The following is a 13,634-nucleotide window of genomic DNA, read 5'->3' as shown; positions in this document are numbered from 1 at the left end:
ATGACGATTCCATTGCTAGAAGCGCGCGAGCTCACCAAGTCCTTCGACTCGGTGCGGGCGCTGGCCGGGGTCTCGCTGACGATTCCCGAGGGCGAGGTCACCGCGCTGGTCGGTGATAACGGCGCGGGCAAGTCGACGTTGGTGCGCTGCCTGACGGGCGTGCAGACACCGGATACCGGGCAGATCCTGTTCAAAGGCGAACCGGTGCGCCTGCGCTCGCCGGAGGTCGCGCGCAAGATGGGCATCGAGACCGTGTATCAGGATCTCGCCCTCATCGACGATCTGGCCGTGTGGCAGAACCTGTTTCTCAACCGCGAGTTGGTATATCCGCTCGGCATCGTCAACCGCAGGGCGATGATCGCCCGCAGCGGTGAGATCCTGCGCGATCTGGATGTCGATGTGCCATCGGTGCGCACCACCGTGCGCCGGATGAGTGGCGGTCAACGCCAGAGCATCGCCATCGCCCGCGCGGTGGCCTGGGGCAAATCCATGGTGATCATGGACGAGCCCACCGCCGCACTCGGCGTGCGGGAGACCGCGGCGGTCGAGAAGCTGGTGCGCGGCCTGCGCGAGCGCGGGATCACCGTATTGATCATCAGCCACGATCTGGCACAGGTCATGCGGATCTGTGACAACGTGGTGGTGCTGCGGCGCGGCAGATCCGTTGCGGCACATCGGATCGACGAGGTGGACGGTGACCGGCTGGTCGCCCTGATCACCGGCGCCGCACCCGGCAATCTGGAGGTCACCGCGAACGGAGCCGAGTCGTGACGGTTGTCGTCCTCGGCTCGGTCAACCAGGACATCGTCTGTGAGGTGGAGCAGCTGCCACGGCCCGGGGAAACCGTGCTGGCGCTGCGCTCGCGAACCAACCTGGGCGGCAAGGGTTCCAATCAGGCCGTCGCGGCGGCCCGAGCGGGCGGCCGGGTCGAATTCATCGGCAGAATCGGTCGTGACGCCGATCCCGGATTGCGGAAATCGTTGCGCGAGTATGGTATCGAGCTCACCGCGCTGCGCGAGGTGCGGGACGTACGGACCGGCACGGCCTATATCACCGTCGCCGACGGCGAGAACCAGATCGTGGTCGATCCCGGCGCCAACTTCCGCTGGGAACCCGAATCCGAACTCGACACCATGGCCGAGGCCGACTTGCTGCGGTCGGCGGAAGTCGTTGTCGCACAGTTGGAAGTGCCGCCGAACGTGGTCGAATGGGCCGCGCGGCGGGCACGCCGGTTCGTCCTCAATGCCGCGCCCGCCACGGCGCTGCCGGATGAGCTGCTGCGCCGCTGCCACCCGCTGATCGTCAACGAATCCGAACTGTCGGCACTGACCGGGAACACCGCGCGGACACCCGAACAGGCATTCCACCTGGCCCGTTCACTCTGCCTGCGCGGGGTCCAATCCGTCGTCGCCACCTTGGGCGCCGCCGGTTCGGTCTGGGCGCACCGCTGCGATGTGCCCGCACCGGTCGCAGGCGGATATCAGGCTGCGCCACAGGTGAATTCGGTGGATTCCACCGGAGCGGGCGATGCCTTCGTCGGTGCGCTGGCCACCGCGCTCGCCGATGGTATGCCGCTCGGCGGCGCCGTGGCCTACGCCACCGCGGCCGGCGCGCTCGCCGTCCAGACGCCGGGAACCCACGCCTCCTACCCCACCGGGGACCAGATCGTCACGGCGCTCGCGGCCATCCCCGTGGCCCAGCCACTTGTCTGACCCTCTTCGAGAAGGAACCGAACTTTGCGCACCAGCGGACTCATTCACGCCGAGTTGCTCGCCGCGCTCACGGCGCTGCGCCATACCGACCTCTTCGCCGTCAGCGACTCCGGTCTACCGACACCCGTCGGCGTGCCGGTCATCGACCTGGGCATCAGCTATGGATTCCCCCGGTTCGAGCCGATCCTCGACCTGATCCTCGACGAGGTCACCGTCGAAGCCGCCTGGGGCAGCCGCGACGTCGCAGACCAGAATCCGGAGGCCGCGGCCTTGCTCAGCGGCCGCCTGAACGCGGAGTTGATCGACCACGACGACTTCAAACAGCGCATCGGGGCCTGCCGGTTCGTGGTGCGCACCGGTGAGGCCCGCCCGTATGCCAATGTGTTGCTGCGGGCCGGGGTGCCCTGGCTGTAGCGTTCAGAAATATTGTTACTTGCAACATTGAACCCAGCGCACGTGCGGACCGTATCGATTGCGGAATGGTCAGTTGACTATCTACTGTCGGGTGCTCGGATCAATGACTGATTCCACAGGTCACGCCAGCTTGGCGACTGCTCGCAGCTCGCATCGACACGACGTGTGGGTCGGAGGGAGCGGTAGAGATGGATCTTCGCGAGGTCGTGTCCGCGGGTGTGTGGGAGCAGCGACAGCTGCTGGATCAAGGGGTGCTGACGGCCCGTGAACTGATCGAGGCGACCCTCGACGGGATCGACCAGGCGGGCGAGCTCAATGCCTTCACCAGCGTCCTGCACGAGCAAGCCGTCGCCGAAGCCATCGAACGCGATCAGCAGGACATCGCGTCGCGCGGACCGCTGCACGGCGTGCCGATCGCGGTGAAGGACGAGATCGACGTTGCGGGCGTCCCGACCACCTTCGGCACCCGCGCCAACCTCACTCCGGCGGTCGCCGATGCCGAGGTGGTGCGGCGGCTCCGGGCGGCGGGTGCGGTCATCGTCGGTAAGACCACCATGCCGGAGTTCGGGCAGTGGCCCTACACCGAATCCACCACCTACGGGCTGACCCGCAATCCGTGGGACAGGACCCGCTCGGCCGGCGGCTCCAGCGGTGGTTCCGCAGCGGCGGTAGCGGCGGGGCTGGTGCCCGCCGCACTCGGCGGTGACGGCGGCGGCTCGATCCGGATTCCTGCCGCCTGCTGTGGACTCTTCGGCCTGAAAACCCAGCGCGGACGGGTGCCGACCGCACCGAACGAACATCTGTGGTGGGCGTTGGGCGTCATCGGCCCGCTCACCCGAAGCGTGCTGGATTCCGCGATCGTCTACGACGTCATCCGCGGCGCCACACCGGCCGACCGTTTCCGCGCCCCCGATCCGGAGCTGTCGTTCGAGGAGGCCGCCCGGCGCACACCGACCAGCCTGCGCATCGGCTACTCCACGAAATCACAGACGGTGCTCGCCAAGGCGGTTCCCGAACATGTGCGCGCGGTACACGACACCGCCGAACTCCTTGCCCAACTGGGGCATACGGTCACCGAGATCGATCCGGACTATCCCGATTTCACATCCGCCTTCTATCCGCAGTTCTACGGGGGCGTGCACGCCGAGATCCCCCTCGTCGATCATCCGAAACGGCTCGAACGCCGCACTCGCCAAAACCTGATGCTCGGTTCCTGGGCTCGCCGGCCGGTCGTCGAATGGGCCATGCGTCGCGGTGAAGCCTTGGCGCGCAAGGCCGATCGCATTTTCGACAAGTGCGATCTGCTGCTGACCCCCACTATCGCGCACCGTCCGCCGCGGGTCGGCGTCCTCGACAATGCGAACCCCGTCCGCGCCCAACTCGCCTCGGTCCCCATGGTCGCCTTCACCGGATTCTGGAATGTGACCGGGCATCCCGCCGCGTCACTGCCCGCGGGCATGGCCAGTGATGGGCTCCCGCTGGCGGTCCAACTGGTCGGACCGGCGAATGGTGAGACCACCATCCTGTCCGTTGCCGCCCAACTCGAACAGATCCGCCCGCACCCCCGTCCCGCATAACTCGAAAGCCCGTGCCTGCGCTGCCATTGTCGATAAAATTCGCACCGGAGGTGATGTGCCGTGACAAGCGTATTGCTGATCACCGGAGACGCGGCCGAAGACCTGGAGGTCATGTACCCCTACCAGCGGCTGCTCGAGGAGGGGTACGAGGTCCAGGTGGCCGCCCCCACCGCCAAGAAACTGCAGTTCGTCGTGCACGACTTCGTCGACGGTTTCGATACCTATACCGAGAAACCCGGACACACCTGGCCCGCCGATATCGCGCTGGCCGATGTCGATCCGAGTCGGTACGCGGCGTTGGTACTGCCCGGCGGACGGGCGCCGGAGTATCTGCGCGGCAATGCGGAGTGCCGCAGGGTCGTCAAACATTTCGTCGACGAGGACAAACCGATCGCGGCGCTGTGCCATGGTCCGCTGATTCTCCTTGCCGTCGGCGCGCTGAACGGGCGCTCGTCGAGCGCCTATCCGGCGTTGGCACCTGACCTGAATGCCGTTGGCGCACAATGGGAAGACAGTCCGGCCCATATCGACGGCAATATCGTGACGGGTCGCGCCTGGCCGGACCATCCGCAGTGGATGCGCGCGTTCTTGGAGGTGTTGCGCGCCAAAGCGCCCGCCCCGGGTCAGTAAGGCCAGCTGATCTTCACCGAGGTCGACGGCGGCACGCGAGTCACCTGGACCACCACCGCCGAAGCGCGCCTGCCCTTCGCGGCCGCATGGTTCACCCGCGTGCTCGCCGAACCGGTGATCCTCTACTCCTTCGGCAAGGTGCTCGACGCCGCCGAATCCGCACTGGCCCAGGCGAATCGGTAGGCGTCGAGCCGCCTGTCAGCGGTCGCGCGCGCCGAGTGTCAGGAATGCGAGCCCGAGCGCCAGCACCGCCAGCCCGCACCACGACGCGATCGGCAACCGCTCACCGACCACGACCACACCGAGCACCGCAGCCACGGCGGGTTCCGCGAGCGTCAATGTCGTCGCCACCTGCGCGGACGTATGTCGCAGACCGTAACCGAACAGGCGGTAGGCGACGAAGGTGGTGAACACTGCCAGATGCAGCGCCACCGCGATGCCGCGACCGGTGTGCAGCCAGGATGTATTGGTGCACACCACAACCGGCAGCACGAGCAATCCGCCGATGCCGAACATCGTGCCCATCACCGCATTCGACGAATGGCCGTGCGCGATGAGCCTTCCACCGATCAGCGAATAGACGGCGTAGGTGAGTCCACCGAATGCGGCGAGCACGATGCCGAACAGATCGACCGGTGCGGTCCCGCCCATCATTTCGGGCCCGAGCACGAGGACAGCACAGCCGAGTACCGCCGCCGCGGTGGCACCGACCCATCGCCGGGTCGGTTTACCCTGCCCGGCAACCCAGGCCGATAGCCCGGCGAAAACCGGCGCACTACCGAGGGCGATCACGGTGGCGACGGCCACGCCCGTCCGCACCACGGCCGGATAGAAGGTCACCGGATACCCCGCCACGGCCAACGCCCCGACGACGACCAACCACCACTCGCTGCGCGTACATCGCAACCGCGCACCGGTGGACAAGAACAACAACAACCCACCGAGCACCAACCCGGCAGATCCGATCGCCGCCGCGGGCGCACCCGCGGGAGCCAATGAACTGGTGGTTCCGGTGGTCCCCCACAGCACCGCCGCGGTCAGGATGGGAACCGGACCACTGAACGCGCCGACACCCGAATGTTCAACCGCAACAATAGATTTGATATCAGACAAGGCCATGCACTTCCGTCATCGAATTCGACAGGGATTCGAAACGGGCGCACAACATCACCTCGAGACCGCCCTCTGGAACAGCCCGGACCGCGAATCAGAAATTCAGCAGGTGCGCCCGATCAGGCGCACGGCGGCGGCGTAACAGCATGCCAATAGATATCCACGCGACGATCCTAGCGCGATGACCGGCCCTGGATCGAATGATCTTCGATACAGTTGGCCTGGTGAGGAAGATTGATTCACCGATCGGGCCTGCGGTCGGTGCAGTGCGGACCACGCCTCGTCCGGCGGTGCAGTTGGACGATATCGACCGGATACTGCTCGATCAGCTCGCACGCGACGGGCGCATGACCAACAGTGCGCTCGCCGATGTCGCGGGGATCGCGCCCTCGACATGCCTGGGGCGGGTGCGGTCGCTGGTGGAGCGCGGCGTGATTCGCGGATTCCACGCCGATATCGATCCGGCGGCACTCGGGCGGAATCTACAGGCCATGATCGCGGTCCGGGTGCATGCCAACGCACGTCCGCACCTCGCCGAGTTCGGGGAGCAATTGGCCGTACTCGACGAAGTGCTGAACGTTTACTTCATCGCGGGCGCCGACGACTATCTGATCCATGTCGCCACGGCCGACAGCGAGGGGCTGCGGGTCTTCGTACTGGAACATCTGAGCGCACATCCCGCGGTCGCCTCCACCGAGACGATCCTCATCTTCGAGCACGTGCGCCCGCGAACCAGCCCGATGGCTTAGCTCACCACCCCGCCCGGCGGCCATCCCCTAGGCGGCCAGCCTCTCGGCGGCGTAATCGTGTGCCGCCGCAACGGATTCGGACAGCAGGTGGCCGCGGTGTGTGCTCAGACCGTCGGCCAGGCCCGGATCCGCGGCGACCGCATCGCGCCAGCCGCGCTCGGCGAGCGAAATCGCGTACGGCAGTGTGGCATTGGTGAGTGCGACGGTCGAGGTGTACGGCACCGCGCCGGGCATATTGGCCACGCAGTAGAACACCGAATTGTGCACCCGGTAGGTCGGCTCGGCATGGGTGGTCGGTCGCGAATCCGCGAAGCAACCGCCCTGATCGATGGCGATATCGACCAGCACCGAACCCGGCTTCATCTGTGCGACAAGGTCATTGGACACCAGCGTCGGCGCCTTCGCACCGGGCACCAGCACCGCACCGATCACCAGATCCGCCTCCCGGACCAGACTCTCCACCTCGAAGGAGTTGGAGATGATGGTCCGCACCTGACCGCGATACTGCTCGTCGAGGGCACGCAGTCGCGCGATATTCAGATCCAGCACGGTCACGTCCGCGTGCATGCCGACCGCAACGGCGATCGCATTGCTCCCCGAGACACCACCGCCAAGCACGACCACGTTCGCCGGACGCGCCCCCGGCACACCGCCCATCAGCACGCCGCGACCGCCGCCGCTGCGCATCAGGTGGTACGCACCGGCCTGCGGCGCGAGCCGGCCCGCGACCTCGCTCATCGGCGCGAGCAGCGGCAGTGATCCGTCCCTACCGGTGACGGTCTCGTAGGCGATCGAGGTGATTCCTGAGTCGAGCAGTGCGTCGGTGCACTCCTTGGATGCCGCCAGATGCAGGTAGGTGAACAGCAGCTGCCCCGCGCGCATGCGCGAATACTCCTCGGCCACCGGCTCTTTCACCTTGAGCACCATCTCCGCGGTGCCCCAGACCTCATCGGCGGTGTCCAGCACCCGCGCCCCGACGGCCGCATACGCCATATCCTCGAACGCCGACCCCTGACCGGCACCGGCCTCGATGTACACCTCGTGTCCGCGCGAAACCAGCTCGTGCGCACCGGCGGGTGTGCACGCGACCCGGTACTCGTGGTTTTTGACCTCGCGGGGAATTCCGATCTTCATCAACACTCCTGTACGTCGATCCGGCGGATTGGCGACATGTGATCCATTCGATCACCTCAGTGCGAGTATGAAGATCATTCAAGATCAGGTCTATATTGGTGAAGATAGTTCTCTACCTCGTGAGCAGAGCATCCGGATATTCATATTCGAGGACCGGCTGGAGTCCCGGTTCGAAACATATTCGGCCTAGCGCTGCGGGATCTGACCGATGGCCCACTCGGCCCACTCTTGGCTCATCGCGTGGAACCGCTTGCCCCACTCCATCGCGATGCGTCCGTAAACGGACAGATCGTCATCGTCCCAGTCGATCGACGCCTCGAGTGCGGCCAGTTCGGCCCCGGCCTTCTTGGATCCGGTTTCGATATCGGACAGGTAGTCGCGGGCGTACGCCCGCGAGACCGCGCCGAGAAAGAAGACGCGCAGCAGCATTTCATTGCGCGCCACACGTTTCGGCTTGGTCGTGGTGAGCCACTCCCGCAGATCCGCCAGGCCCGCGTCGGTAATCGTGTATTCCTTGCGGCCGCGCGGCCCCTCATCCGATACCGCGATCGAGCCCGCATCGGCAAGCTTGGTGAGTTCGGTATAGATCTGACTCTGAGTGGCGGGCCAGACATTGGCCAGCGACACCTTGAATCGTTGCAGCAGGTCGTAACCACTGGCCGGACGATCGGCCAGCAGTCCGAGCAGGGCATACCGGAGACTCATGCCATCAGCCTACATTCCACTATTGACATGTCGAAAGCTGAGCCTCTAACTTAGACATGTCAAAACTGGAATATCGAGGAGTTCTCGGACATGTCCTATCTGCGCGCTTTCGCCCCATGGATCGTCTTCGCGGTAGTCCCGTCGCAGTACTGGCAGTGGGCCGCGCTCGCCGCCCTCGGCGTCTCGGTACTCGGTATCGCCCAGCAGGTCCGAGCCGGTCAGCGACCGGAAGCCATGGCCATCGATATCGGCTCGGTCGTCTTCTTCGCAGCGCTGACCGTCGTCGCCTTCGCCGATCGGGACAGCGCCCTGCACCCATACACCCCGGCGCTGTCCTCCGGAGTGCTCGCCGTGGTAGCGGGCTTATCGCTGGCGGTGCGCGTGCCGTTCACGCTGCCGATCGCCAAACAGACCACACCGCAGGAACTTTGGGATCATCCGGTCTTCATCCGCACGGCGTATGTCATCACCTCGGTGTGGACCGCGAGTTTCGTCATCGGCTGCCTCGCACTGACCGCGCTCGCGCACTCCGCCTCGAGTGTGCGCACCATCGTGCAGGTCCTCGCCTTCGTCCTTCCGGTGCTCTTCACGATCCGCTACGTCGCCTACATCCGGGCGAAGGCGAACTCGCTCAATCCTTCCGCATCCTGAACAGATCGGCCCCATCATGTCCACCTCGGTTCCGCATCTCACCGGCAACTACGCACCCGTCACCGAAGAACTCACCGCCTACGAATTACCGGTCACCGGAACGATTCCCGCCGAATTGACCGGCTGGTACCTGCGCAACGGCCCGAATCCGCATGCCGCGGCCTCCGCACACTGGTTCCTCGGCGACGGCATGGTGCACGGCGTCCGGCTCGAACAGGGCCGCGCGGTCTCCTACCGCAACCGGTGGGTCCGCACCTCAACCTTCACCGACGGCGCTCAGGTCCGCGATGCCGAAGGCAACCTCGATCTCACCGCGGGGCTCGCCAATACACATGTCATCCGGCACGCCGGACGCACCCTGGCACTCGTCGAATCGTCCTATCCGTACGAATTGACCCGCGAGCTGGATACGGTCGGGCCCTACGACTTCGACGGCAAGTTGCGCACCGCCATGACCGCGCATCCCAAGACCTGCCCGACCACCGGCGAACTGCATTTCTTCGGCTACGCCTTTACCGCGCCCTATCTGACCTATCACCGCGCGGACGCCGCAGGCAATCTAGTGGTCAGCCGCCCGATCGAGGTGCCCGCCGCGACCATGCACCACGACTTCAACCTCACCGCCACCCATGTCGTATTCATGGATCTGCCAGTGGTTTTCGATCTCGAGACCGCGAAATCCGGTGGCGGCATGCCGTTCCGGTGGCGCGACGATTACCAGGCCCGGCTCGGGGTGCTGCGACGTGACGATCCGTACGGCGCGATCCGGTGGTTCCCGATCGATCCGTGCTACGTCTTCCACACCCTCAATGCCCATGATGAGCCCGGCCGGATCGTGCTGCATGTGATCCGCTATCCCAATCTGTGGCGGCAGGATGCGCACCTTCCGGAGCACGCCTCGCTCTGGCGCTGGACCATCGATCTGGCCACCGGCACCGTCGCAGAACAACAGCTCGACGATCGCGACGCCGAATTCCCGCGCATCGACGACCGGCTCGCGGGTCTGGATTCCCGCTTCGGCCACGCCACCGTCGCCGGGGACAGCGGCGCATTACTGCGCTACGACCTGCACACCGGCACCAGCACGGCACACGAATTCGGTCCGGGCCGCATTCCGGCCGAGGCCGCATTCGCACCCGCGGACGACCGCCCCGGCGGCGACGGCTATCTCATGACCTACGTCTACAACGCCGACACCGACCGAAGCGACCTCGTCATCGTCGACGCGTCCGAGTTGGCCGCGCCACCGGTCGCGACCATCCATTTACCCGCCCGAGTGCCCTACGGATTTCACGGAAACTGGCTGGCCGACAAATAAGTTCAGCCGTTGACCGCGAGCACCAGCTTGCCGGTCGAGGCGCGACTCGCCATCAACCGGTGCGCCTCGGCGACCTCGGACAGCGGGAACTCCGCGGTGATCGGCAACTCCACCTGACCTGTGGTGACCAACCGGAAGGCCCGATCGGCAATCTCGCGCAATACCTGCGGTGCATCGGCGGTGAGGCCGAGGATCGAGAATCCGGAGATCGACAGACCTCTCGGGTAGAGCTCGGGCTGGCCGATCTGCCAGCCCGGCTCGCCACTGGCATTGCCGTAGGAGATCAGCCGACCGAACAGCGCCAGCGATTCGAGACCGCGCCGCAACGTCTGCCCGCCGACCGGGTCGAGCACGATATCGACACCGCGACCACCGGTCGCCTCCCGGACATCGGTCTCGAAGGTCTCGGCCAGGAAGGCGTCGTCATAACCGAGTTTGCGCGCGTATTCCGCCTTGGCCTCGCTGGAGACCACGCCATATACCGCGCCGGCCCCCGCCAGCTTGGCCACCTGCCCCACCACGGTGCCCACCCCGCCCGCCGCGGCCTGCACCAGCACGGTCTCCCCCGGCTGCACCTTGCCGACGGTGTTGATCAGCGCGTAAGCGGTCGGCAGGACCGTGGGAAGCGTTGCGGCCGTTCGCAAATCGACACCATCGGGCACCGCGAATACCGTCGCGGCAGTCACCACGGCGACCTCGGCGTAGGCGCCGCCATCGGTGATCGCCGCCACCGACTGGCCGACCGTGAACCCGTCGACATCGGCGCCGATCGAGCGCACCCGCCCCGAAAGTTCGAGTCCCGGCACGAACGGCAGATCCCGGACCCGATACCCGACCGAACGCGCCTGCAGGTCGGCGAAGTTCACCCCGACATATTCGACATCGATCGCAACCTCACCTGGACCCGGCTCCGGAGCATCGAGCTCCACCTCCTGCAACACCTCGGGTCCGCCCAGTTCACTGATCTGAATCGCCCGCATAACCCCACACTCCCACTAGACACACCGACGAATTAGTTCTAGCAGGAATCGGGGTTACCGGCAGTCCACGACGAGTGCCGTCGCATTATCGGTGCTGCCAGCCCGTAATGCGTTGTCTACCAAGGTCTCCGCAGCTTTGGCGGCGGTTTGCCCCGCGACGAGTATCGACTTGATCTCGATCATATCGAGCCGCTTGTGCACGCCGTCGGTGCTCAACAGCAGTCGGCCCCGGCTCGATCCGGTGGCGGCGCGACCGATGACATCCGGACTCGCGGTGCGGGTGGAGGTGGTGACGAGGTGGTCCATGCGGTTCGCCGGGCGAACCCCCCTGGCGCGCATGAACTCCGCAACGGTGTGGTCGGTGGTTATCTGGTGCAGCACCCGGCCGTTCCAGCGGTAGGCGCGACAGTCCCCGACCCAGGCGATATCGCAGGGCCCGTCGGGCTGATCGGCGGCGGGCAACACGGCGATCACGAGCACACTGTCGGCCTGCTCTTCCGGGAATTCACGCAGCAACTCCTGCTGGGCCGCGATCACTCCGGCCAAGGCACCATTGCCCGCACCGATTCGCGCGGCGACCGAAGCCGCGGTCCGCGCCGCCCTGGCCGCGGGCAGGTTGTCGCCGACCCCGTCGGCGACAACGAATGCGGTACGCCCGACGGTGGGGTCGGTGTAGGTGGCGAAGGCGTCGGCATTGAGCGAACGCCGCCCACGGGCGCTCACCACACCGGGCGTGATACCGCCGAGCTTTGCCGGATCCGGACGGACGATGGCGATCGAAGCGGTTGTCTGCAAGGTCTGACCTCCTTGGGCTGGACCTGCCCCAACACTGCCGATCCGCACAACTCTGTAACTCCAGTGAACCTCGGTTTTCCGTGTACCGTGCCAAAATTACGTGAGAGAATCCTTTGAATCGTCGGCGGACCCGCCGTGGGCATCCGGCTCCCGAAATACGATGGCTCGGTGGACAGCGACGACGGCCTCGATCAACTGCTGGCGAACCGCGGTAACTGGGATGCCCGTGCCCCGATTCACGCGGCCAGCGAGTTCTATCGCGATCGCGATTCGTCATATTGGTTCGCACCCTTCGAATGGGATGTCCTCGGCGATGTGCGCGACCGCGATGTGCTGCATCTACAGTGCCATCTCGGTACCGAGACAATCGAATTCGCCAAGCGCGGGGCAACATCGGTCGGTCTCGACTTCTCCCCCGCCTCCATGAGGCACGCCCGAGAACTCGCCGCCGATGCCGTCGAGTACGTGTGCGCCGATGTCTACGATGCGCCGAATGCGTTGGGGCACAGGCAATTCGATATCGTCTACACCGGCAAGGGTGCGCTCTGCTATCTGCCCGACCTGCCGCGCTGGGCGGCGGTGCTCGCCGAACTGCTGCGCCCGGGCGGCCTCGTGTACATCGTCGAATTCCACCCGCTGCTGCACTCCCTCGGACCGACTCCACCGGCTGGCGTCGATCCGGATTCGCTTGTCCTGCACGATGACTACCTCGAGGGGCGTGGTGCGCAGCGTCGCGACAGCGACCACACCTACACCGACGGCCCGGCACTGACCAGCAACACGACGGTGTACGAATGGCGCCACGGGCTCGGCGAGGTGATCAATGCCCTGATCGGCGCGGGCCTGCGCATTTCCGATCTCACCGAAACCGAGATGTTGCCATGGCCGCGCTGGTCGCGCATGATCCGCACCGACAACGGCTGGTTCCGGCTCCCGCCGACGGACCCCATCCTCCCATTGCTGTACGGATTGGCGGCAACCAAACCGGCCTAGCCGCAGCACATCCCGCAACTTTGCTACGCGATAGCCACCGCACTCTTTACACTGCGACGATCCACATCGAGGGAGCGTCGAGTGTCCACTACCGTTCAGGTCTTGTTCGTTGTCGTCGCCGTGCTCGTCGGCATCATCGTCGCGGTGATATCCGGAATTCTGTCCAAGGTCAGCGGCTCGCCCGCAGGCATCGTGATCCGTGACGGCGGCGTCGCCTTCGCGGGCACGGCCGGACTGACCCTGCTACTACTCAAGGCCATCGGAGTGCTTTGAGCGCCCGAGGCCGAACAGCCTGAATCAGTTGCCGAAGACGACGCAGGCGAAGCCGACATGTACGCCGGTGCCGACCCGGACGTCGACCGTTCCGATAGGCGTGACGTCCGGGGCCTGCACGGCGCTGAGCCTGTGCGGGCCGGTGGTCTTCGGGATCCAGGTCAGCAGGGCGATGCCGCCCAGCGGTCGGACCACTCCGAACAGGACGCCGTTGTCGTAGAAGGAGACCAGTTCGGCGGCATTGCTGACATAGGCCTCGGCGGTGGCCGGGCAGTCGGTGCCGTAGTTGGTCGCCATGCCGTAATTCGAATCCGGCATCACCCCCACCCTGGTCACCGCGGCATTCGCCGTCGGCGCAGTGCAGGCCAGTGCGGCGATCGTGGTGCCGAGCACGGTCGCGGTCGTGATCGTTCGGTAGCTCATGATTCGGTCCTCGTCGTGCGGTGCCGAGTTGCCAAGCGGAGATCATAGATTCTCGCGCGGGCGCTACATCACGAATCGCCCAGCGTTGCGCCATTATGTACCCGACGGTTCGTTTTGCGGGTCGATATCAGCGGTCGTGCACGATCCGAGCTAGAACGTGTTCTAAC

General features: G+C 65.7%; 16 protein-coding genes. 10 read left to right on the top strand and 6 right to left on the bottom strand.

Annotation, left to right across the window (positions count from 1 at the left end):
- The 5 genes from ACZ60G_RS20675 to ACZ60G_RS20655 all read left to right on the top strand — a co-directional run bounded on the left by ACZ60G_RS20675 (position 1) and on the right by ACZ60G_RS20655 (position 4,333).
- Complete coding sequence (locus ACZ60G_RS20675) at positions 1 to 771, top strand: ATP-binding cassette domain-containing protein (protein ID WP_465811656.1); 771 nt, start codon at positions 1 to 3, stop codon at positions 769 to 771.
- Positions 768 to 1,712 (top strand): ribokinase, encoded by a 945-nt coding sequence (locus ACZ60G_RS20670; RefSeq protein WP_465811655.1) that lies wholly within the window; start codon positions 768 to 770, stop codon positions 1,710 to 1,712. Before ACZ60G_RS20675 ends, ACZ60G_RS20670 begins: the two co-directional genes overlap by 4 nt.
- 24 nt (positions 1,713 to 1,736) lie before the next feature.
- Positions 1,737 to 2,126: a D-ribose pyranase gene (gene rbsD / locus ACZ60G_RS20665; protein WP_040689574.1), complete on the top strand. Its 390-nt coding sequence runs from the start codon at positions 1,737 to 1,739 to the stop codon at positions 2,124 to 2,126.
- A gap of 188 nt (positions 2,127 to 2,314) precedes the next feature.
- A complete protein-coding gene (locus ACZ60G_RS20660) occupies positions 2,315 to 3,703 on the top strand; it encodes an amidase (protein WP_465811654.1) in 1,389 nt (462 codons plus the stop codon).
- Positions 3,704 to 3,763: 60 nt separating this feature from the next.
- On the top strand, positions 3,764 to 4,333 hold the full coding sequence (locus ACZ60G_RS20655) for a DJ-1/PfpI family protein (protein WP_465811653.1): 570 nt from the start codon (positions 3,764 to 3,766) through the stop codon (positions 4,331 to 4,333).
- A 198-nt stretch (positions 4,334 to 4,531) separates the two neighbouring features.
- Here ACZ60G_RS20655 and ACZ60G_RS20650 read toward each other — a convergent pair whose 3' ends face one another.
- Complete coding sequence (locus tag ACZ60G_RS20650; protein WP_465811652.1) at positions 4,532 to 5,452, bottom strand: EamA family transporter; 921 nt, start codon at positions 5,450 to 5,452, stop codon at positions 4,532 to 4,534.
- 239 nt (positions 5,453 to 5,691) lie between these two features.
- On the opposite strand from ACZ60G_RS20650, the gene ACZ60G_RS20645 reads away from it, so the two are divergent.
- A complete protein-coding gene (locus ACZ60G_RS20645) occupies positions 5,692 to 6,195 on the top strand; it encodes an Lrp/AsnC family transcriptional regulator (protein ID WP_433635256.1) in 504 nt (167 codons plus the stop codon).
- A 27-nt stretch (positions 6,196 to 6,222) separates the two neighbouring features.
- Here the strand turns inward: ACZ60G_RS20645 and ald are convergent, their stop codons facing one another.
- Positions 6,223 to 7,329: an alanine dehydrogenase gene (gene ald / locus ACZ60G_RS20640; RefSeq protein ID WP_465811651.1), complete on the bottom strand. Its 1,107-nt coding sequence runs from the start codon at positions 7,327 to 7,329 to the stop codon at positions 6,223 to 6,225.
- A gap of 186 nt (positions 7,330 to 7,515) precedes the next feature.
- Positions 7,516 to 8,034 (bottom strand): PadR family transcriptional regulator, encoded by a 519-nt coding sequence (locus ACZ60G_RS20635; protein ID WP_465811650.1) that lies wholly within the window; start codon positions 8,032 to 8,034, stop codon positions 7,516 to 7,518.
- Between the two features lie 90 nt (positions 8,035 to 8,124).
- Here ACZ60G_RS20635 and ACZ60G_RS20630 point away from each other — a divergent pair, with 90 nt between their 5' ends.
- Both ACZ60G_RS20630 and ACZ60G_RS20625 read left to right on the top strand, forming a co-directional pair.
- Positions 8,125 to 8,685 carry a hypothetical protein gene (locus tag ACZ60G_RS20630; protein ID WP_465811649.1) on the top strand — a complete coding sequence of 187 codons (561 nt, stop codon included), beginning with the start codon at positions 8,125 to 8,127 and terminating at the stop codon, positions 8,683 to 8,685.
- A gap of 16 nt (positions 8,686 to 8,701) precedes the next feature.
- A complete protein-coding gene (locus ACZ60G_RS20625) occupies positions 8,702 to 10,003 on the top strand; it encodes a carotenoid oxygenase family protein (RefSeq protein ID WP_465811648.1) in 1,302 nt (433 codons plus the stop codon).
- Between the two features lie 2 nt (positions 10,004 to 10,005).
- Here the strand turns inward: ACZ60G_RS20625 and ACZ60G_RS20620 are convergent, their stop codons facing one another.
- Both ACZ60G_RS20620 and ACZ60G_RS20615 read right to left on the bottom strand, forming a co-directional pair.
- Positions 10,006 to 10,983, bottom strand: a complete 978-nt coding sequence (locus ACZ60G_RS20620; protein ID WP_465811647.1) for a quinone oxidoreductase family protein — start codon at positions 10,981 to 10,983, stop codon at positions 10,006 to 10,008.
- Positions 10,984 to 11,037: 54 nt separating this feature from the next.
- Positions 11,038 to 11,778, bottom strand: coding sequence for a PP2C family protein-serine/threonine phosphatase (locus ACZ60G_RS20615; RefSeq protein WP_465811646.1), 741 nt, complete (start codon positions 11,776 to 11,778; stop codon positions 11,038 to 11,040).
- 168 nt (positions 11,779 to 11,946) lie between these two features.
- Here ACZ60G_RS20615 and ACZ60G_RS20610 point away from each other — a divergent pair, with 168 nt between their 5' ends.
- Positions 11,947 to 12,771, top strand: coding sequence for a class I SAM-dependent methyltransferase (locus tag ACZ60G_RS20610; RefSeq protein WP_465811645.1), 825 nt, complete (start codon positions 11,947 to 11,949; stop codon positions 12,769 to 12,771).
- Positions 12,772 to 12,852: 81 nt separating this feature from the next.
- The gene (locus tag ACZ60G_RS20605) at positions 12,853 to 13,044 is read left to right on the top strand and encodes a hypothetical protein (RefSeq protein WP_062987240.1); all 192 of its coding nucleotides are present in this window, start codon (positions 12,853 to 12,855) and stop codon (positions 13,042 to 13,044) included.
- 24 nt (positions 13,045 to 13,068) lie between these two features.
- Here the strand turns inward: ACZ60G_RS20605 and ACZ60G_RS20600 are convergent, their stop codons facing one another.
- Entirely contained in the window at positions 13,069 to 13,467 is a 399-nt protein-coding gene (locus ACZ60G_RS20600; protein ID WP_387287717.1) for a hypothetical protein, read from the bottom strand.
- Positions 13,468 to 13,634 lie beyond the last annotated feature (167 nt).

This window comes from Nocardia sp. NPDC102475, assembly GCF_055584605.1.
The sequence above is the reverse complement of the archived record's forward strand: the minus strand, read 5'-3'. Positions and strand labels throughout refer to the sequence as shown.

Coding starts and splice junctions, on each gene's coding strand:
- ACZ60G_RS20675 (WP_465811656.1), top strand. CDS start 1: ATGACGATTCCATTGCTAGAAGCGCGCGAGCTCACCAAGTCCTTCGAC.
- ACZ60G_RS20660 (WP_465811654.1), top strand. CDS start 2,315: ATGGATCTTCGCGAGGTCGTGTCCGCGGGTGTGTGGGAGCAGCGACAG.
- ACZ60G_RS20650 (WP_465811652.1), bottom strand. CDS start 5,452: ATGGCCTTGTCTGATATCAAATCTATTGTTGCGGTTGAACATTCGGGT.
- ald (WP_465811651.1), bottom strand. CDS start 7,329: ATGAAGATCGGAATTCCCCGCGAGGTCAAAAACCACGAGTACCGGGTC.
- ACZ60G_RS20635 (WP_465811650.1), bottom strand. CDS start 8,034: ATGAGTCTCCGGTATGCCCTGCTCGGACTGCTGGCCGATCGTCCGGCC.
- ACZ60G_RS20630 (WP_465811649.1), top strand. CDS start 8,125: ATGTCCTATCTGCGCGCTTTCGCCCCATGGATCGTCTTCGCGGTAGTC.
- ACZ60G_RS20625 (WP_465811648.1), top strand. CDS start 8,702: ATGTCCACCTCGGTTCCGCATCTCACCGGCAACTACGCACCCGTCACC.
- ACZ60G_RS20620 (WP_465811647.1), bottom strand. CDS start 10,983: ATGCGGGCGATTCAGATCAGTGAACTGGGCGGACCCGAGGTGTTGCAG.
- ACZ60G_RS20600 (WP_387287717.1), bottom strand. CDS start 13,467: ATGAGCTACCGAACGATCACGACCGCGACCGTGCTCGGCACCACGATC.